The 19615-nt window shown below is 73.5% G+C and carries 17 protein-coding genes; 13 read left to right on the top strand and 4 right to left on the bottom strand.

Features of this window, described 5'->3' with window-relative positions:
- Positions 1–116: 116 nt before the first annotated feature.
- The 5 genes from AB0O07_RS33315 to AB0O07_RS33295 all read left to right on the top strand — a co-directional run bounded on the left by AB0O07_RS33315 (position 117) and on the right by AB0O07_RS33295 (position 7470).
- A complete protein-coding gene (locus AB0O07_RS33315; RefSeq protein ID WP_365640494.1) occupies positions 117–2522 on the top strand; it encodes an acyl-CoA dehydrogenase in 2406 nt (801 codons plus the stop codon).
- Positions 2523–2661: 139 nt separating this feature from the next.
- Positions 2662–2901: an acyl carrier protein gene (locus AB0O07_RS33310; protein WP_365640544.1), complete on the top strand. Its 240-nt coding sequence runs from the start codon at positions 2662–2664 to the stop codon at positions 2899–2901.
- A complete protein-coding gene (locus tag AB0O07_RS33305) occupies positions 2898–4178 on the top strand; it encodes a beta-ketoacyl-[acyl-carrier-protein] synthase family protein (protein WP_365640492.1) in 1281 nt (426 codons plus the stop codon). Before AB0O07_RS33310 ends, AB0O07_RS33305 begins: the two co-directional genes overlap by 4 nt.
- A 77-nt stretch (positions 4179–4255) precedes the next feature.
- Positions 4256–5197 carry an SDR family oxidoreductase gene (locus tag AB0O07_RS33300; protein WP_365640489.1) on the top strand — a complete coding sequence of 314 codons (942 nt, stop codon included), beginning with the start codon at positions 4256–4258 and terminating at the stop codon, positions 5195–5197.
- A gap of 65 nt (positions 5198–5262) precedes the next feature.
- The gene (locus AB0O07_RS33295; RefSeq protein ID WP_365640486.1) at positions 5263–7470 is read left to right on the top strand and encodes a TerD family protein; all 2208 of its coding nucleotides are present in this window, start codon (positions 5263–5265) and stop codon (positions 7468–7470) included.
- 123 nt (positions 7471–7593) lie between these two features.
- Here the strand turns inward: AB0O07_RS33295 and AB0O07_RS33290 are convergent, their stop codons facing one another.
- Complete coding sequence (locus AB0O07_RS33290) at positions 7594–8475, bottom strand: alpha/beta fold hydrolase (protein ID WP_365640484.1); 882 nt, start codon at positions 8473–8475, stop codon at positions 7594–7596.
- Between the two features lie 287 nt (positions 8476–8762).
- On the opposite strand from AB0O07_RS33290, the gene AB0O07_RS33285 reads away from it, so the two are divergent.
- The 3 genes from AB0O07_RS33285 to AB0O07_RS33275 all read left to right on the top strand — a co-directional run bounded on the left by AB0O07_RS33285 (position 8763) and on the right by AB0O07_RS33275 (position 10480).
- Positions 8763–8861 (top strand): putative leader peptide, encoded by a 99-nt coding sequence (locus AB0O07_RS33285; protein WP_365640481.1) that lies wholly within the window; start codon positions 8763–8765, stop codon positions 8859–8861.
- A gap of 303 nt (positions 8862–9164) precedes the next feature.
- Positions 9165–9725, top strand: a complete 561-nt coding sequence (gene ssuE, locus AB0O07_RS33280; protein WP_365640479.1) for an NADPH-dependent FMN reductase — start codon at positions 9165–9167, stop codon at positions 9723–9725.
- A gap of 236 nt (positions 9726–9961) precedes the next feature.
- Complete coding sequence (locus tag AB0O07_RS33275) at positions 9962–10480, top strand: hypothetical protein (RefSeq protein WP_365640542.1); 519 nt, start codon at positions 9962–9964, stop codon at positions 10478–10480.
- A gap of 71 nt (positions 10481–10551) precedes the next feature.
- Here AB0O07_RS33275 and AB0O07_RS33270 read toward each other — a convergent pair whose 3' ends face one another.
- Positions 10552–11100: an N-acetyltransferase gene (locus tag AB0O07_RS33270; RefSeq protein ID WP_365640477.1), complete on the bottom strand. Its 549-nt coding sequence runs from the start codon at positions 11098–11100 to the stop codon at positions 10552–10554.
- 335 nt (positions 11101–11435) lie between these two features.
- Between AB0O07_RS33270 and AB0O07_RS33265 the strand changes: the two genes are divergently transcribed.
- The gene (locus AB0O07_RS33265; protein ID WP_365640474.1) at positions 11436–12311 is read left to right on the top strand and encodes a PP2C family protein-serine/threonine phosphatase; all 876 of its coding nucleotides are present in this window, start codon (positions 11436–11438) and stop codon (positions 12309–12311) included.
- Between the two features lie 138 nt (positions 12312–12449).
- On the top strand, positions 12450–13523 hold the full coding sequence (locus tag AB0O07_RS33260; protein WP_365640472.1) for an MASE1 domain-containing protein: 1074 nt from the start codon (positions 12450–12452) through the stop codon (positions 13521–13523).
- A gap of 130 nt (positions 13524–13653) precedes the next feature.
- Here the strand turns inward: AB0O07_RS33260 and AB0O07_RS33255 are convergent, their stop codons facing one another.
- A complete protein-coding gene (locus AB0O07_RS33255; RefSeq protein ID WP_365640470.1) occupies positions 13654–14631 on the bottom strand; it encodes a triphosphoribosyl-dephospho-CoA synthase in 978 nt (325 codons plus the stop codon).
- 2 nt (positions 14632–14633) lie between these two features.
- On the bottom strand, positions 14634–15620 hold the full coding sequence (locus tag AB0O07_RS33250) for an intradiol ring-cleavage dioxygenase (RefSeq protein ID WP_365640468.1): 987 nt from the start codon (positions 15618–15620) through the stop codon (positions 14634–14636).
- A gap of 399 nt (positions 15621–16019) precedes the next feature.
- On the opposite strand from AB0O07_RS33250, the gene AB0O07_RS33245 reads away from it, so the two are divergent.
- The 3 genes from AB0O07_RS33245 (at position 16020) to AB0O07_RS33235 (ending at position 19515) form a co-directional block, all read left to right on the top strand.
- Positions 16020–16901 (top strand): endo alpha-1,4 polygalactosaminidase, encoded by an 882-nt coding sequence (locus tag AB0O07_RS33245; protein ID WP_365640466.1) that lies wholly within the window; start codon positions 16020–16022, stop codon positions 16899–16901.
- Between the two features lie 169 nt (positions 16902–17070).
- Positions 17071–18393 (top strand): extracellular solute-binding protein, encoded by a 1323-nt coding sequence (locus AB0O07_RS33240; RefSeq protein WP_365640464.1) that lies wholly within the window; start codon positions 17071–17073, stop codon positions 18391–18393.
- A 69-nt stretch (positions 18394–18462) separates the two neighbouring features.
- Positions 18463–19515 carry a sugar ABC transporter permease gene (locus tag AB0O07_RS33235; RefSeq protein ID WP_365640462.1) on the top strand — a complete coding sequence of 351 codons (1053 nt, stop codon included), beginning with the start codon at positions 18463–18465 and terminating at the stop codon, positions 19513–19515.
- Positions 19516–19615: the final 100 nt, after the last annotated feature.

Genomic DNA, 19615 nt, shown 5'->3' with positions numbered 1-19615 from the left:
GCGTGCGGCGCGGATCGGCCGAACGAATGTTTTGTCGTCCTGAGTGCGGCAAATTCGTTTCTTCATCAACCGTAGCTCGTTCTTCTCAGGTGAGCGTAAAGATCAACGGAAGTGCGGTGGACGGCGGAGGCGTGGCGGTGGAGGCGACGGTCACGGCGCTGACACGCGTGTTGTTCGGGAACGATTTCGAACGGGAGCATGGTCCGTGGCGCCGCTTCGCGGGCGACGGCCTCTTCCGCAGCCGCCCGGAGGCGACCTCCGACGAGCGGCTGGCCCTCGCGTACGAACGGCTGCGCGCCGTCAACGCGGCGCTCGACTCCCCGGCCGCGCTGGCCGCGGCGCCGCGCGGGGTCGCGGCGCTGCACGAGTGGCTGGGCCCGATCGACCCGTCCTTCACGACGGTAGCGGGGATCCACTACAACCTCTTCCTCGGCAGCCTGCTCGACCACGATCACGCCGTCGGCGACGGGCAGGGCGCCGAGGACGGTCCGGGTGCCGGCGGTGACCAGCGTGCTGGTGAGGGGCCGGTCGCGACCGCCCGCGACCTGACGGAGTTCCTGACGCTGCGCCGGGTCGGCACCTTCCTCTGTACGGAGGTGGGGCACGGCAACGACGCGATCGCGCTGCGGACGACGGCCACGTACGACGCCCGGCGGGACGGTTTCGTGCTGCACACGCCGCACGCGGACGCGCAGAAGTTCATGCCCAACACCAGCACCACGGGCGGCGCGAAGAGCGGTGTGGTGGCCGCGCGGCTCCTCGTGGACGGCACCGACCACGGCGTCTTCCTCTTCCTGACCCCCCTGACGGACGGCGTCCGCCCGCACCCCGGGGTACGGACCCGGCCGCTGCCCGAGCGTTTCGGCAGCCCGATGGACCACTGCGTGACCTCGTTCGACCGGGTCTTCGTCGGGCGGGACGCGCTGCTGGGCGGGGTACGGGGCCGACTCGGCCTGGTCGGCGGGGACGGTGCCTTCAGCAGCGCCGAGAAGAACCGGAGGCGGCGCTTCCTGGAGTCGATCGGCCGGGTCACCGCGGGGAAGCTGTCGATGAGCGCGGGCGCGGTCGGCGGGGCCCGGGTCGCGCTGGCGCTCGCCGTACGGTACGGGGGGCACCGGCTGATCTCGGGCCCCCGGGCGGCGGAACGGGTCCCGGTCCTCGCGCACCGTACCCATCACGGGCCCCTGGTCGGCGGCCTGGCGACGGTCTTCGCGATGACGCTGCTGCACCGTACGGTCGTCGACGCCTGGGACGCCAGGACCGAGCGCACCCAGGGCGAGACCGAGCGCCTGGTGGCGGTCGCCAAGGGGTGGATCACCTGGCGGGCCCGGGAGATCGTGGTGGAGTGCCGCGAACGGTGCGGCGCCCAGGGGCTGTTGGCGCACAACGGGCTGACGGAGATGGTCGCGAACATCGAGGGCGCGATCACGGCGGAGGGCGACAACACCGCGATCCACGCGAAGGCGGCGGCCGAACTCCTCTTCTCGACGCCGCCACCGGAGCGGCGGCGGGGGGCGGGGGGCTCGTCCTCGTCCTCGTCCGCGGTCCTCTCCGACCCGGAGTTCCTGGGTGAACTCCTCTGGGCCGTGGAGCAGTTGTGGCTGGACCGGTCCCGCCGCCGGATGGGCCGCGCCCCGCAGGGCGACCCGCTCGGACGGTGGAACGCTGCCTCGGGGGCGGCGATGCGGGCGGTGGAGGCGCATGCGTACCGGCGGGCGGCGGAGGCCTACGAGGCGGCCGAAATGAGCCTGCGGAAGAGGGAGTCGGAGGAAGGGGAGTCGCCGGGAAGGGAGCGAGAGCCGAGGGAGGAGTGGGGGTCCGGAGAAGCCCCCGCCCCCGACGAAGGCCCCGTGCCCAGGGACCTCCCGCCCGGCTCCGCGCGCGGGTTGCTCCGCTCGCTGCACCGGCTCTTCGCGCTCCAGTGGGTCGACCGGAACAGCGGTGACCTGCTCGCGCAGGGGCTGCTGACCGCAGGCCATCTGGACGAACTCCCCGAAGCGATCGAGCGGTTGATCGCCGAGCTGGCCCCGTACGCGGGCACGCTCGTCGACTCGTTCGCGCTGCCCGAGGCGATGCTCGCCGACCGGCCGATCGCCGGGGCGGATTACGCGGACGCGTACGACGATCCGGAGGGCCCCTGGAACGTACGGCCGGAGCCGGAGCCGGAGCCGGAGCCGGAGCCGGAGCCGGAGCCGGAGCCGGAGCCGGAGCCGGAGCCGGACACGGAGCCGTACCCGGAAGCGGGATCGGTGGCAGGGGCAGGGGCAGGGGCAGGGGCAGGGGCAGGGGCAGGTGTGGGCGCGGGTGCGGGAACGAGGGCAGGCGCGGGAGCAGGGGTGAGTGCGGGGGCAGGAGCCTCGGCGGAGGCGGAGGCGGAGGCGGGGGCGGGCTCGCGGTGTGCCGCATGCCGGGGGGCGGCGTCGCCGCCGCACCAGCCCGAGGCTGAGCCTCTATCAGATCGGTTGCGTGTTGTCCAGCGACTTTTGAGCCTGATCAACCCTTTGAGAAGCTTGTCGCGCTGAGCACTTTGCGCGCTGTGCGTACCTTTTGAAAGGACCTGCCATGAATGCGACCCGCCCTGTGCCTCGTTCCACAGCCCTCTCTTCCGCTCCCTCTTCCGCTGCCTCTGCCTCTTCGTTCTCCTCGCTCTCCCGTGCCGCGATCCACCCGAAGATCACCGAGGTGCTGTCCGAGACGTTCAAGGTGCCGGCCGTCGAGATCCACCCCGAGGCCACCATGGACAGCCTGGAGATGGACTCCCTCGCGGTGGCCGAATTCGCCGTCATCATCAAGGAGAAGCTGGGCGTCGACACGGATGCGGAGACCCTGCTGAAGGGCGCCACGCTCGCCGAGATCACCGCGTTCCTCGACCAGGCCACCGCCGTGGGCGCCCCCCGATGACCAGGTCCGCACCCGCACCCGCCCCCGCACCCGCTTCCGTCCTCGTCCCGGCCCCCGTCCCCGTCGCGGTCACCGGTCTGGGCATGGTGACCCCGGTGGGCAATGACGCGGAGTCGACCTGGAAGGGCGTCTGCGCGGGCGTCTCCCCGGCCCGTACCGTCCCCGGACTGCGCGGCTGCACCGTGGACTTCGCCTGTACGGTCGACGGCATCGACCTGGACGAGGCGATCGGCGGGCGTACGGCCTTCCGGATGGGCCGCCATGTGAAGTTCGCGCTCCTCGCCGCGCGCGAGGCGGTCGCCGACGCCGGTCTCTCCCCGCTGAGCTGGGACGGCAGCCGGGTCGCCGTCGTCATCGGGACAAGCAGCGGCGGCTCCGCGAGCGTGACGGAGCAGGCGGTCGCGCTCGACCGGCGCGGCGCCGACGCCATCTCGGCCACCGGCACCCTGCTGACCATCCCCAACATGGCCGCCGCCGAGATCGCCATCAAGATGCGGGCCACCGGGCCCAGCATGGCGCCCTGCACCGCCTGTTCCTCCGGGGTGACGGCGCTCTCCGTGGCGCGCGACCTGCTCGCCACCGGGCAGTGCGACATCGCGGTGGCGGGCGCGACGGAGGCCACCGTCTTCCCGCTCGCCATGACCGGCTTCGCCCGCTCGGGCGCCGCCGCCGTCGCGGCTCCGGGGGACGAACCGGCCCTGCTCTGCCGCCCGTTCGCGGCGGACCGGGCCGGCCTGGTGATGGGCGAGGGCGCGGCGGTCATGGTGCTGGAACGGGCCAGGGACGCCCGGGCCAGGGGGGTGCGCCCGCGCGCGCTGCTGGCCGGCGCCGGCGCCACCACGGACGCCCACCACCCGACCAGCCCGCACCCCTCGGGCGCGGTCGCGCAGCGCGCGGTGGAGACGGCGCTGCGGGACGCGGGGTGGGCGGCGGAGGACGTCCAGCACGTCAACGCGCATGGTTCGGCGACCCCGTTGGGCGATGCGACGGAGGCGGCCCTGATCAGCCGGGTCTATCCGCACCGGCCGCCGGTCACCGCGCCCAAGGGCGTCCTGGGGCACTGCATGGGGGCGGCCGGGGCGATCGAGATCGGGCTGACCGTCCTCACGATCCAGCACGGCATCGTACCCCCGATCGCCAACCTGACCGCGCCCGCGCCCGAGTTCGACCTCCACTGCGTGACGGAACGCCCGCTGGAGCGCCGGATCGACCGCGCGGTCACCCACTCGTTCGGCTTCGGCGGCCACAACGCGGTACTGGCGCTGGAACGCGCCTGAGCCGCGCCTGATCCGCACGCCCCAGCCCGTCCCTCTCCTCCTCTCTCCTCTCCTCTCCTCTCCCCGGAGGCCCATCGATGCGCAGGCGCCCCCCGTCCCTCCGGGGCCGTACCGTCGCCATCACCGGCGCCGCGCGCGGCATCGGTGCCCAACTCGCCCGTACGCTCACGGAACGCGGCGCCAGGGTCGCGCTGCTGGGCCTGGAGGAACCCAAACTCGCCAAGCTGGCGGACGAATTGGCCGAGGTGTCGATCGCCGTATCGAGCGGGGTGCCGGGCGGCGTATCGGGCGGCGTGTCGGGCGGCGGGGCGGCGTACTGGCCGGTGGACGTCACCGACGCGGACACCCTGTTCCGTACGGCACGCTCGGTCGAGGCGTGCTTCGGTACGGTCGACGCCGTCGTCGCCAACGCGGGCGTCGCCACGGCGGGGCTCTTCCGGCACGCGGACCCCGACGTGTGGCGGCGCGTGGTCGAGGTGAACCTCTTCGGCAGTGTGCACACCGCCCGCGCCTTCCTGCCCGCGCTGATCCGGTCGCGCGGCTACTACCTCCAGATCGCCTCGCTCGCCGCCCTCGGCCCCGCCCCGCTGCTGACCGCCTACTGCGCGTCCAAGGCCGGGGTGGAGGCGTTCGCGCACGCCCTGGACGCGGAGGCCGCGCACCACGGGGTACGGACCGGGGTGGCGTATCTGAGCTGGACGGACACGGACATGGTGCGCGCCGGGGAACACCGCGCCGCCCTCGGCCGCCTCCGCGCCGACCTCCCCTGGCCCGCCGGGCGCACATACCCGCTGGCCCCCGCCGTGGACCGTATCGCCACCGGCATCGAACGCCGCGCCCGCCACGTCTACGCCCAACCCTGGCTCAGAGCGGCCCAGTTGGCCCGCGCGGCCTTCCCGCCCCTGATCAACCGCGCCGCGCGCCGTGCGGTCGCCGAGCTGGAGGCCCGGCCGGGGGAGGGTAGCGGTGCGTCATCGGATCACTCCAAAACGCTATCGAGCAGGGGTGTTGCGGGTTAGTGTTCACTTCCCGCACCGCGTCTGTTGCGGTGCGTGAGAGTGGGGGGTGCACAACCATGAGGGAGATGACCAAGGGGGCCAACGTCGCTCTGGGGGCGCTGAGCGAGGACGCCACGACGGTACGGGTGGGGCTGAGCTGGAGTAGTGAGACGGGCGACGGCGATGCCGATGTCTCGGTGCTGCTCCTGGGGGAGCACGGGAAGGTGCGCGGTGACGCGGACTTCTTCTTCTACAACAACCCCGTCGCGGAGGACGGCAGTGTCCAGCTTCTCGGGAAGACCCCGACGGACAGCGGGAGCGAGGACCGGATCAGCGTCGACCTGTCGGCGGTGCCGGCGGACGTCGCGCGGGTCGTGGTGGCCGCCAGCCGGGATGTGGGCCGGCGGTTCGGGGAGCTCAACGGGGTGCGGCTGACGGTCTCGGACCGGGGCGGTGAGGGGCTGCTCGGGTTCTCGATCGACGACGCCGGGCCCGAAGGGGCCTTTGTCTTCGGGGAGTTCTACCGGCGGAACGGCGAGTGGAAGTTCCGGGCCATCGGGCAGGGGTACGAGACGGGGCTGGCCGGGCTGGCGACGGACTTCGGCATCGACGTCGATGACGACGAGACGGAGGACGCGGACGCGGCGGACGCGGCGGATGGGGCGGATGGGGCGGACGAGGCGGCGGTGCCGGAGGTATCGGGGGCGTCGGGGGTCGAGGCGCCCGCTGCCCCGCTCCCCGCCTCGCTCCCGGTGCCGGGCGCCGCTTCCGCCCCGGTGGCCCCGGCAGCCCCGGCGGCCTCAGCCGTTCCGGCGGTCGCACCGGACCCATCGGGCGCGTCGGCCCCGGCAGTCGCACCCGGCCCGACAGCCCCAGCGGCCCCCGTGGCCGCCCCCGCCCAGGGCGAAGGCGCCGTCCCGGCCGCGCGTCGTCCCCGTACCGTACGGAAGAAGGTGACGCTGCCCAGGGTCGCCAAGAAGGCCCTCGCCGAGAACGACACCTGGCGCGCCGCCCGGCTCTTCCCCGTGCCGTCGCTCAAGAGCGACCGCGAGCGCGAGACGCGGGCCACCTCCGTCCTGCTGTCGGTGATGGCGCAGGTGCCGGAGCTGGGGCGGCGGCTCACCGCCGGGTTCGGGGCGCCGGCCGGGCGGATGGAGACGTTCACCGAGGTCTCGCTGCCGTACGGGGAGGCAGGCGGCGCCGGGGCCCGCAAGCGGCCCGACGGGGTGATCCGGGTCGAGCGCGCGGGCAAGCTCTGGACCGCGCTGGTCGAGACGAAGACGAACGGCAACCCGTTCAAGTCCCAGCAGGTGCAGGACTATCTGGACATAGCGGCCCGGCGCGGCTACGAGGCGGTCGTCACCCTGGGGAACGATGTCGCCCTGGAGGGCACCCCGCTGGTCGACGTCAAGATCGACCGCCGCCGCAAGCACAAGGTCGTGCTCTGGCACCTCTCCTGGGCGGAGGTCGCGCACCAGGCGCAGTTGCTGATCCGGCACGAGGGCGTCGGGAACGCCGCGCACGCCTGGCTGCTCCAGGAGCTGCTGCACTACCTCCAGCACGAGAACTCCGGCTGCCACGGCTTCCAGAACATGGGCCCGGCGTGGGTCCCGGTCCGTAAGGCCATCGACGACGAGACCCTCTGCCAGGGCGACACGCGGGCCATGGACGTGGTGGAGAACTGGGAGCGGCTGGTGCGGCAGGTGTGTCTGCGGCTCGGCGGCGAGCTGGGCCAGAAGGTGCTGCCGGTGCAGCGCGTACGGCGCCGGTCAGGACCGGCGGACCCGGCGGCCCGGCGCGGCGCGCTCGCCGACCTGCTCTGCCGGGAGGGCCGTCTCCACGCGGAGCTCCGCGTGGCGGGGGCGCCGGGGCTTCTGGCGCTCACCGCCGACCTCCGTACGGGCAGGCTCCGTACCTCCGTGGACGTTCCGGCGCCCGCGCAGGGATACCCGCTGAGCTGGGCGAAGCGGCTGATCCGGCAGCTCGCCGAGGCCCCCGCCGACCTCCATGTGCGGACGCTGCTCGCGGAGAACGGCGACGGGCCGCGCGGCACGCTGGAACGGCTGCGGCCGGAGCCCGGGGATCTGCTGCCGAAGGGCGGCGAGGAGATCACCGGGTTCCGGCTCTCGCTCTTCAAGGGGATGGGGGCGACGCGCGGAACCGCGGAGTCCGGGTTCATCCGGAGCGTGGACGAGGCGGTGGACCGCTTCTGGGGGAGCGTCGTCCTGCCGCTGGAACGCCGGCCGGGGGCGGCGGTACGGGCGGGGGCGGCGGCAGGGCGTATGGAGGCGTAGCCGCCGGTGGTCAGCGGCTGGCGGCCAGCCGCTGACCACCAGCCGCACAGCCGCCAGCCGCACAGCCGCCAGCCGCCGGCCGCCTAGCGGTCCGGTCGTCTGGCCGCGTATCGGCGGAGCTGCTCAGCCGGTGTGGGCCACGAGGGCGTCGATGAGCGTGGGCCAGAGCTCACGGGGGCGGTCGTGGCCCATGTCCGGGACGAGCAGGAGCTCGGCACCGGGCACCAGCTCCGCGGTGCGCCGGCCGCCGCTGGGGTCGATCAGCGTGTCGTCCAGGCCGTGGATCACCAGTGTCGGTACCCGCAGTTCACGGAGCGCGTCCGCGCGGGAACCGCTGAGGATCATCGCGCCGAGCTGCCGTCCGGTCCCCCCGGGACGGTAGGCGCGGTCGTAACTCGCCGCGGCCAGTTCGCGCAGCACCGCGGCGTCGCCGTACCGCTGGGAGGCCCACACCAACTCCCGCTCCGCCGCGGCGACATACCCCTCCCGGTCCGCGGGCTTCGGAGCGAAGAGCACGGCCTGCGCCTGCGGGCTGGGCCCGCCGTACGCGCTCTCGCCGGTCGAGGACATCATCGACGTCAGGGTCAGTACCCGCTCCGGGGCGGAGACGGCCATCGTCTGGGCGATCATCCCGCCCATCGACGCGCCGACCACGTGGGCGCGTTCGACACCGAGCGCGGTGAGCAGGGCGAGGCCGTCGCCGGCCATGTCGGAGAGCCGGTACGGAACCATCGCGAGCGCGGCGGAAAGGTCACCCGAGCTGACGGCGGCGATGAACTCGCCCATGTCGACGGGGTGGTCGTCGAACCCGGTGGACAGCCCGGAGTCGCGGTTGTCGTACCGGATCACATAGCGGCCCCGGTCGGCCAGCGCCCGGCAGAAGTCCTCGTGCCAGGCGAGCATCTGCGCCCCGAAGCCCATCACGAGCAGGACCGGGGGGTCACCGGGGTCGCCGAAGGTCTCGTACGCGAGGGACACCTCGGGGGACACACCGATGATCGACATGCGGGGAGACTGTCATGGCCGGCCCGCACACGCACCCGGAATTCCGGCGCGCTCGCGTTGGGAGGTTCCGTACGGTCTCGCGCGGTGCGGGCCGGGAGCCGGGGCCCGGGGGCCGGGGCCTGGGGGCCGGGAGACGCGGAAATACCCGGCGGCGCGGCGCGGCGCGAGGCGGGGAGCCGGGGCGGGCCAGGTGACGGCCTCGACCGTAACGGGACCTGGCGGTACGCTCGGGGGCGGTACGCCAGGAGCATTACGCCAGGAGTAATACGCGGAGAGGTGGTGACACGGTGCGGGACGTTCTACCCGGTGATCTTCGGGAACTCACCCGGAGGCGCCATGTCGATCTCGTACGTGTCTCCAGCTCCCTCTGTCGAAACATGGGCTGACCAGGGGTTATCCCCCCGCCGCGCGCGACCCGGCTGATTTCCGCGAACTGCTGCGGATTCCCGCGGATTCCCGCGGATTCCCGCAGGGCAGCCCTTCCGTACTGCCTACTGCCTACTGCGTACTGCCTACTTCGTGCTTCGTCGCGCTTCTTCGCCGTCATCCGACTCTTTCCCGTTCGGATTTAACAATCCTTTCACGTTCGGACGGCGGTACGCGCTGCCCGCATTCGCGCCTCTCCCTTTCCCTCCCCCTCCCCTCCCGTTCCTTCTTGTCCCTTTTCTCTTGCCCCGAGGTGAATTCGCATGGCCACGATCCTCTCCGTCTCCGGCAGCCCGTCCCCGACCTCCCGTACGGGACGCCTGCTGCGCCATCTCGACCGCAGGCTCGCCGCCCAGGGCCACCGGGTGATCCCCTTCGACGTCCGTACGCTGCCGCCCGAGGCGCTGCTGGGCGCGGACTTCGGGCACCCTGAGATCGTCGCGGCCCGCAAGCTCTTCGAGGAGGCCGACGGGGTCGTCATCGGCACGCCGGTCTACAAGGCCGCGTACTCCGGGCTGCTCAAGTCGCTGCTGGACCTCCTCCCGCAGTACGCGCTGGCCGGCAAGACGGTCCTGCCGCTGGCCACCGGCGGCACCACGGCCCACGTCCTGGCCATCGACTACGCGCTGCGCCCCGTCCTGTCGTCCATGGGGGCGGCGCACATCGTGCAGGGCTGGTTCGTGCTGGACCGGCACATCACGGTGGCGGAGGAGGACGGTTCGGTCTCCGTGGACGAGACGGCGCGCGCGTCGCTGGACCGGGTCGTCGACCAGTTCGCGCGGGCGCTGGGATCCGCCGGCCGAACGCCCGCCGTGGCAGCCTGAGCTGAGCGCTGCGCCGCATGGAACTGGCCGAAGAACTGTCCGCCCAGGACACCCCGCTGCGTAAAACGTCCCCCAGGGGTCTGGTGTACGTGCTCGGGCGCGCGTGCTTGGGTGTACGGGGCCCGCCCCGGCCCTGCCCGCCCCCCCCGGAGGTCACCCTCGTGTTCCCCTCCCGGCTCCGTGCCGGCGCACCGCACACCCCGCACACCCCGCGTGCCCAGCACACCCCGCGTGCCCTGGGCACCCTGGGCGTGCTGACCCTGGCGGCGGCCTTCTCCCTCTCCGGCTGCACCTCCTGGACCTGCACCGACACGGTGGCGGAGCGCGGCAAGGCCGGGGCCAAGGTGGCGGTCGAGGACCTGTCCGGGCACACCCGGGGCGTCACCGCAGAGGTCACCGAATGGCGGCTGGCCCCCCATCCGCAGGTACCCGCCGAAGGCGACCGGGTCCACTTCCGCTACCGCTTCGGGGGCGTCGACGACGAACGGAACGGCCCCGTCGTGGACGTCTGCGCGGTCGACGGGGACCGGGTGGCGTTGGGGTGCGAGACGGTCAGCTCGGGTGAGGCGTGGCCCGGGAAGGACGGTTCCCGCACGGGCGACGGCTGGCTCGCGGTCGGCGCGCCGGAGCGGGTCACCGGAGTGCTGGTGATCCCCAACGACCGGTCCTACTCCCCCCGTACCTGCGCGGTGGACGTCAAGGACGGCGGAGGGACGCACCCCCCGGAATCAGCGTTCGTGGGCGACCAGTTGTAGGAGGGGGCGGCGCCCCGGTACGGGAACCGGCGCGGGGCGGCGCCCCGGTACGGGAACCGGCGTCCGGACGGCTACGCGTCGGGGTCACGGAGGCCGACCGCGTCGTGCCGCCAGAACGCCTCCGCGTAGACCAGCGTCCCCGTCATCCAGGGCTCGTACCCCGGGAACGTGATGACCTGGAAGGCGCCGTCCGGGATACGCAGGGACGGCTTCCGGAAGCCCAGGCCGCCACCGGGCACGAAGCCGAAACGCGCGTAGTACCCCGGATCGCCCTCCAGGAAGACGAGGGGCACCTCCCGCTCGGCAAGAACCCCCAGCCCGTGCCGGACCAGGGCCGAGCCGATACCGCGCCGGTGGAACCCGGGCAGCACGCCCAACGGACTGAGGACGTGGACGCCGACCAGCCGCCGGGGGGCGTCGAGCAGACTCCGGCTGAACATGACATGGCCGACGACCTGCCCGCCGCACTCGGCGACCAGCGAGAGCCCGTCCCCGGGCGTGACGAGACCCCGCAGACTGTCGACCAGGTCGGCCACGACCGGGCCATGGTCACCGAAGGCCCTCAGGTGAACATCCCGCACGGCCTGTCTGTCACCCGGAAGCTCTTCACGAAGACCCATCCCCGGAGGGTAAGCACCCCTCCGCTCACCCCGCACACGCTTTTGCCCCCAGGGGAGCAGCGGGAAGCCGCCCGGACTGGTCATCGTGCTGACCGTCGTGGGAGCGCCAGTCGTCACTGGCGATGCCGAGGCCCCGGTGTCCCCGGGGTCTCCGTGAGGCGGGATCGGGTGGGGCGGAATATGGTGGTTGCGGTGTTCCGGGTGGGTTGGTGATGGCGGTGGTGGTGTTCGCCCGGCCCCGCCGGTCAGATGCCCCGGCCGGACGCCTCAGCCGGACAGCCCCTGCCAGATAGTCCTGTCGGACGGTCCATGACGGACGTACCTCGGAGCGGTGGATGAGCCGACGTCGTCCCGACCCGACCGGCCCGCTGCCCGGGCCTGTTCCCGGAGCTCACGCCGTCGACTCGGGGGCCAGCGCCGATGACCTGCTGACCACCCTCGGGCGGCTCACCGCGCAGGCGCGGCGCGGGGCCGAGTTGCAGCATGCCCGGGTGGAGCTGGCGGAGGCCCTGCAACGGGAGATGCTGCCCGCCGTGCTTCCCGCGCTGCCCGGGCTCCGTACCGCCGCCCGGTATGTGCCCGCCCGGGACGGGCTCGACATCGGCGGGGACTGGTACGACGGGTTCACACTGCCCGACGGGGCGCTCGCGTTCTGCGTCGGGGACGTGCAGGGGCACGATGTCGAGGCCGCCGCGATCATGGGGCAGGTACGGATCGGGCTGCGCGCCGTGGCCGCCACGGCGACCGACCCCGGGCAGGTCCTCAGCCGCGCCAACGACCTGCTGCTCTCCGTCGGCTCCAGCCTCTTCGCGACCTGCTCCTTCCTCCGCTTCGACCCGGTCACCTGGGAGCTCCAGAGCGCCCGGGCCGGCCATGTCGCCTCCGTCTGGGCCACCGCCGACGGGCGCTCCGGGGTCGCCGAGGACGCGGGCGGGCTGCCGCTCGGGATCCAGGCCGGCGAGCGGTATCCGGTCACCCGGCGCCGGCTCGCCGGGGCGGGCGCCTTCGTGCTGCTGACCGACGGGGTGGTCGAGGGCCCGGCCTTTCCCGTCGAGGAGGGGCTGGAGAGAGCGGCCGGGGTGCTGGCACGCGGGGTACGGGACGGTACGGATCCCGGGGAACTCGCCGAGCGGGTGATGAAGGTCGCCGAGCTGACCGGGCACTCGGATGACGCCGCCGTGCTGGTTCTCTGCCATGAGGGGAAGCCCTGAGGCTGTTCCCTTGGTGGGCAGGGGCCTGGTCGGCCGTTCCCGCAGGGGGTTTCCATTAGGCCGTACGGGTGAAGGGGGCTGGCCTGTGCCGGGGGCGGACCGTTCACCCGGGTGCGGCCCGGCTGCGGGCATTGTCTGATGGCCCGTGTGGTGCGTACCGAGCAACTCCGCAACCTCACCGCCCGCGCCCTCCCGGCCCTCGGTGTCGCCCTCGCCTACTACGTGGTCGCCCAGATCGGGCTGGTGCGCCAGGTCGTCATCGAGGGCACCATCGTCACGCCGCTCTGGCCGCCGACCGGGGTCGCCCTGGGGTGCCTGATCCGGCTGGGGCTCGGGGTCTGGCCCGGGATCTCGCTCGGCGCGCTGCTCAGCATCGTCACCATCAGCGAACTCCACCCCCTCGACACCGTCGTCATCGCGGGCAACACCCTCGGCCCGGTCTGCGCCGTCCTGATGCTCCGCCGGGCCGGCTTCCGGCCCGAACTCGACCGGCTCCGCGACGGGGTCGCCCTGGTCTTCCTCGGCGCGCTCGGCGCGATGACGGTCAGCGCGACCGTCGGTACGGGGTTCATGGTCATCGGCGACCGGCTGCCGTCCTATGGCTTCTGGCCGACCTGGACCGCCTGGTGGACGGGGGACGCCATGGGGGTCCTGGTCGTCACGCCGCTGGTGCTTCTGGTCAGCCGGATCCGGTGGTTCTGGTGGGTCCGTCGTTGGTTCGGGGGCGTCGGACGGGGCCGTGAGGGGCGGCGGCCCCGGCGCGGTGAGTGGCGGGAGGCGTGGCGCGTACGGGGGCGCCGGTGGGTGGAGGCGGCGGCCCTGGTGGCGGCGGCGGTCGTGGTCACGCCGCTGGCCGCCAGATCCCCGCTCTGCCTGCTCTTTCTCGTCTTCCCGCTGCTGATCTGGGCCGCGCTCCGCTTCCAGCTCGCGGGCAGCGCGCCGTGTGCCCTGCTGGTCTCGGTGGTGGTGATCTGGGCGGCTACCGACCACGTGGGGGCCTTCGCCCACCACAACCTCACCGAGACCATGATCACCATCCAGGCCCTGAACGGCTCGGCCGCACTGACCGCCCTCCTGCTGGCCGCGATCGTCACCGAGCAGCGCAATATCCGGCGGCAGGTGGAGCAGGCCTGCCGGGAGCTGGAGGAGGTGGTCGGCCGTCTCGCCCCGGACCCACCAGGGCGAGGCGGCCGAACCGGGAGTGAGGGGTGAGGAGTTGTGGGGTTGGGGGAGTGGGCGGGGTGGGGCCCCTAGGGGTCCTTAGGGAACTCCTGGGGAGCCCTAGGGGAGCCCTAGGGGACGGGGGACTCGCTATTCAGTACGGGGATGACGTCCCCTGCGTTCAGGCCGCCACCGCCATCCGCTCGCCCAAGGCCCCGCCCCAGGTCCCGCCCCTGGTCCAGGCTTCGGGGCTGTCCGCCGGCTCCCGCTGCCACCACCTGATCGCGCTCACCGTTCCGCCCCGCCGCCACAGGCCGTCCACGAAGAGCGTCGCCGCCAGCAGGTGGGCGCTCCCGCGCGGGTGGAGGCCGGCCTCGCGGAGGCGGGTGTCGAAGGCGGCCAGCGCGCTCCGGCCGGGCCCGGTGGCGGTGGAGCCCGCGTCGAGGACCTCGCGGGCGCCGTTCTGGACCGTGCGCAGGCCGTGCGGGCCCGCCGTGTGGAGCAGGCCGGTGTCCTGGAGCGTGGTCATGACGGTGAGCAGCGCGTCCAGCCTCGCCCCGGGTTCGCGCGCGCCCTCCTGCCGCGCGCGCCGCAGGGCCGCCAGGCCCCGCCGTACGTGCGGAAACCCGGCCCGCGCCTCGCCCCGGGCCCCGGCCGCCCCGTACCGGGACGCCACGGCCGAACCGGGGGAGGGGCGCCGGGGTGCCCCCGGGTCGGTGAACGTGACGATCTGCCGGGCCACCCCGGGCAGTTCGTCGGGCTCCTTCGCCGGTTCGAGCGCGGCGGCGGCCACCAGCAGGCCCAGCGGCCAGACCGCGCCGTGGTGCAGCGCCGTACCGGCGTTGGCGCGGGCCATGGCGCGCTCGGTGGAGCGTCCGATGGCGCCGAGTTCGGTACGGAGCCGGCGGTCGGGCCCGTCCGGCGCCCGGCGCGCCGCCGCCGCCATCGCCGCGAGGCCGGGCACCAGCGCCCCGGCCGACCAGCGCAGGGCGCCGAAGTCGGCCTCGCGGGTGTCGGGGAGGCCGGGCTTGGGGGTCAGTGCGGCCTCCGCCACCAGCGCCCCGGCCGCCGCCCGCGCCAGCGCCTCGTCCTCCCGGGCCTGGCCCCCGACTCCGACCCCGACCCGGGCCTGGCCCCCACCGTCGCCGTAACGCCTCATGGCTACGACGCCCCGGAGGCCGAGGCCGTGGCCGAAGAGGCCGAGGACGACGTGGACGCGGACGCGGACGGCGCGTCGGCCGGCGGGTCGCCGTCCGGGGGTGTGCCGCCTCCGCCACCGCCGCCCGCGCCGTCGTTCTCGGCGTCCGGGTCGATGCCCAGGACGATCGTCCCGTTGAACCCCTTCGACGGGTCCTTCTTCCGGACCGGGGCCAGCGTGAGCAGCCCGCTCGCCGCGCCGTTCCCCTCGTACACCATGTCGTCGTCGATCTTCGTGTACGTACCGGTGTGCCGGGAGTACGGGTCCAGCGTGAAGACCTGCTCGGCGGTGGTGTCGTCGAAGAAGAGCTGGCCGGTGAAGTTGACCTTGCCGCCCTCGTACGTGCCGTCGGCCTTCGCGCCGCCCGTGTGCACCTTGACATGGATGTGGCAGGTGCGCGGGGTGTACCAGCCGGGGAAGATCGTCGTGAACTCCACCACCCCGCGCGCGTTCGCGATCTGGTAACCCCGGAGGTACGTCGCGTCGTCGGCGGTCGAACCGTCCTCGTCCTCGGCGGGCGCGCTGCCGCCCGGGTTCGCGGTGGTGTACCCGGAGTAGTAGCCCCAGGCGTCGCAGTGCCAGATCTCGACGGCCGCGCCCGGGACGGGGGCGCAGGAGCCGGTGGAGTCCTGCACGGTGACGCGCAGGTGCAGCGGGACACCCGCCTTGCCCTCGGTGATGTCCTTCCGTACGAGCGCGCCGTCCAGGTAGTACGGGCCCTCCGTGACGCTCGACATCAGGACGCACTGGCCGCCCGACGCCGAAGCGGAAGCCGAGGCGGATGCGGACGCCGACCCCGAGGAGGCCACGGTGGACGCCGCCCCGTCCGAGGTGTTCGCCGCGAAGGCGTTGTACCCGACGGCGACCGCCCCCGCGCCCGCGACGGCCCCGCCGCCGATGGCCAGTGCGCGCCGCCTGCTCACCTTGTTGTCCGCGTGTTTCGCTGTCATGTCCGGGACTCTAGGGAGCGATTCTGGCAGCGAGTTGGCCCCTGGCTGTCGGTTCCCTGTGAGCCGCCGGCGCCCCCCGGCAGCCTCTCGGCAGTCCCCCCGACAGCCCCCCGACCGTCCCCCGACACCCCCCCCCGACAGCTCTCAACGGTGCTTCTCCACGGGCCTCTTGGGCAGTCTCTTGCCCCCGCGGGCGGTTGACAGGGAACGGACGCCCTCGATTTACTCCTCGGACCGCCGGAGCCGGGCGCAACGTACCGCCCGGCCCGCGGCACCAGAGGTACGCCTAGCCGGTGAACCGGGGCCCCGACCTTCCCCCGTAAGCCCGGACACAGTCGCCAGGACCGTTCCAGGTCCGAGGCGGGGACGTACCCCCCACACTCTCCGGAGCCCCGACAGATGAGCATCACCTCTGCCCGTTCCCGCCGGATCCCCGCCGCCGTCGCGGCCCTCGCGGCCGCCCTGGTCGCCCCCCTCCTCGCCGCCTCCCCGGCCGGGGCGGACTCCGCCGGTACGGCATCGGCCGGGACGGATTCCGGTGCGGTGTCCGGTGCGGTGTCCGGTACCGCCGCCGTCACCCTCCCCCCGGCCCACGCCGGGTTCGACTACCAGATCGGCGGCGCCTACACCCCGCCGGCCGGGGTGACCGTCGTCAGCCGGGACCGGGAGTCCGCCCCCGCCCCCGGCCTGTACAACATCTGTTACGTCAACGCCTTCCAGGTGCAGCCCGACGAGATCGACGAGTGGGACGACGACCTCCTGCTCCGCGACGCCAACGGCGACGTCATCATCGACGAGGACTGGGAAGAGGCCATCCTCGACATCAGCACCGCCGCCAAGCGCACCCGGATCGCCGAGAAGGTGAACGGGTGGATCGACGGGTGCGCGAGCAGCGGCTTCCAGGCCGTCGAGCCCGACAACTACGACAGCTACGACCGCAGCCAGGGCAAGTTCGGCACCTCGGCGGCGATGGCGTTCATCACCCAGCTCTCCGCCCACGCCCACGGGAAGGGCCTGGCGATCGCCCAGAAGAACACCGCCGACCTCGCCGAGTACCGCTCCACCACCGGGCTCGACTTCGCCGTCGCCGAGGAGTGCGGCGAGTGGAACGAGTGCGACACGTACACCGACGCCTTCGGCGCCGACGTGATCGTCATCGAGTACACCGCGAAGGGCCTCTCGACCGCCTGCGCGGGGTGGAAGGACACCCTCTCCATCGTCCGCCGGGACCTGAACGTCGTGCCGCTCGGCGGCAAGGGGTACCTGCGCCAGACCTGCTGACCTCCAGGCTCCGAGCCGCCCGTACGCCGCACCCCTGATACGTCGTACGCCCGCCACGGAGGTGGTCATGGCCGCAGACGCTCGTTTTTCCCGTTCTGTCCTCCGCCCTGTCCCTCGCCCCGTCTTCCCCGTCTCCCGTCCCGTCTTCCGTTCCGTCTCCCGTCGTGGCGTGCTGCGGCGCGCCACCGGTCTGGCGGCCGTCGCCGCCGCTTCGGCCGCCCTGCCCGGGTGCGGTGCGGGCGCGGCGGACGGCGTCGGGCCCGACGGGCGGGTCACGGTGGAGCTGTGGCACGGTCAGGCCGACACCGGCCGGGCCGCGATCGAGTCGCTGGTACGGGAGTTCAACCGCACCCACCCGGGGATACGGGTGGACCCGGCCGGCGGGGTCATCGCGGACGCGATGCTCCAGAAGGTCACCGCGGCGCTCGCGTCCGGCTCCTTCCCCGACATCGCGTACATCTTCGGCTCCGACCTCGCCAGCGTCGCCCGCAGCCCCTCGGTGGTCGACCTGACGGACCTGGCCGGCGGCGGCGCCTCCGCACCGTCCGCACCGTCCTCACCGTCCTCCGCCGTGCCCTGGTCCGAGTACTGGGCGCCCGCGCGGGACGCCGTCACCGTCAACGGGCGGGTACGGGCGGCCCCCGCCCTGATCGACTCGCTCGCCGTCGTCTGCAACAAGCGGCTCTTCCGCGCCGCGGGGCTGCCCCTGCCCCGACCCGGCTGGACCTGGGGGGAGTTCACCGACACCGCCGCCCGCCTCACCGACCGGCGCCGCTCCGTCTTCGGCACCGGCTGGCCCGGCGCGGGGGACGAGGACACGGTGTGGCGGCTCTGGCCGATGGTGTGGGACCTGGGCGGCGATGTCATCGCGCGCGACGGCAGGTCGGCCGGGTTCGGGCGGGCCGGGGTGCGGGCGCTGGAGACGGTGGACGCCCTGGCGCGGGCGCGGAGCGTGTACGTCGACCCCAAGCCGGCCGGCGAGCAGATGTACCAGGTCTTCCTCGCCGGGCGGATGGGCATGGCCGTGACCGGGCCCTGGCAGCTCCCCGACATCGAGGAGGCCGGGGTCGCGTACCACGTCGTCCCGCTGCCCAGCTACAGCGGCCGTCCGATGACCATCTCAGGGCCCGACACCTGGACGGTCTTCGACAACGGCCCCGCCCGGGTGCGGGCCGCCCGCACCTTCCTGGCCTGGCTGATGCGGCCGGGCCAGGAGGTGCGGTGGGACATCAGGGCGGGCGGCCTGCCGCTCTCCGCGCGCACCGCCGCGCTCCCCGCCTGGCGCGCGAAGGACGCGGCGACGGAGGGGCTCTCGGTCTTCACCCGGGCGCTGGACACGGCCCGGGTACGCCCGGCGCACCCCGCGTATCCGCGGATCTCGCTGGCGCTCGGGCAGGCGGTCGCCGCCGTACTCCTCGGCCGGTCCACCCCGGCGGAGGCGGTGCGGCGGTGCGTCCGGGAGGCGGACGCGGCGCTGCTCATCCCGCGTTGAGCAACCCGGAGTTCCCCCCACCTCCTCCCCTCCCCACCTCCCCGCCGCCCCGCGCCCAGGAGACCCGCCATGCCGCGACTGCCCGCCCCGCTCACGCTCCCGCCGGGCCGGGCACAGGACCGTAACGCCCGGCAGGCCGGAAGAGCCCGTAACTCCCCCCTGTCCAGCGGCCGTTCGCGTCCGTCTTCGTCCCGCCGGGGCGAGGCGGCGACCGCCTGGGTGTTCATCTCGCCGGCCGTCCTGATCATCCTCGGCCTGAGCATCGTCCCGGTCGGCTGGTCGCTCCTGCTCTCCTTCCGCGCGGACGACCTGGTCACCCCCGGCCGCTGGGTCGGCCTCGACAACTACCGCGCGCTGCGCCAGGATCCGCACTTCGCCGAGGCCGTCGGGAACACCGTGCTCTACACGGCGCTGTACGTACCGCTCTCCATCGGCCTGGGACTCGCCCTCGCCCTCGCGCTGAACCGCCGTATCCGGGGCGTCGGCCTCTACCGCACGCTGGTCTTCGTGCCGTTCGTCGTCTCGGCCACCGCACAGGGCGTGCTCTTCTCCTTCATCCTCGACCCGGAGTTCGGCGCCGCCAACTCCCTTCTGCACGCGCTCGGCGTCTCCCGGCAGGGCTTCCTCGCCGACCCGGGGCAGGCGCTGCTGGTGCTGGTGGCGATCTCGCTCTGGAGCGGCACCGGCTTCTGCGTCGTCATCTACCTCGCGGCCCTCCAGGACGTCGAACCCTCCCTGATCGAGGCGGCCCGGCTGGACGGCGCCGGGCGGTGGCACCTGCTCCGGCATGTGACGCTGCCCGCGCTGCTGCCGGTGAGCGGGTTCCTGGTGGTGTGGCAGACGATCAACGCGCTCCAGGTCTTCGACCTGGTGTACGTGACGACCAAGGGCGGCCCCCTGGGCTCCACCACCCTGATCGTCTACTTCATCTGGGAGCAGGCGTTCCGGAACTTCACGGCGGGGTACGGCGCGGCGGCGGCCTATGTGCTGGCGGTGGCCCTGGGCGCGGCGGCGCTGGTGCCCCGGCTGGTACGGGGGCGAGGGGCGTCCCGGGGCGCGGGGCGCGCCGTACCTGCCGTAACCGCCGTACACCCCGTACCGGAGGAGGGGAACCCGAAGTGACCGCCACACCCGGGCACACACGCACACACTCACCCACACCCACACACTCACCCACCCGCACCCGCACCCCCACCCCCGCCTTCACACGCACACCCCGCCG

The sequence above is a fragment of the Streptomyces sp. NPDC093085 genome, from assembly GCF_040683935.1.
GTDB lineage: Bacteria > Actinomycetota > Actinomycetes > Streptomycetales > Streptomycetaceae > Streptomyces.
Note: the sequence above shows the minus strand (reverse complement) of the source record. Positions and strands in the feature narration are given on the sequence as shown.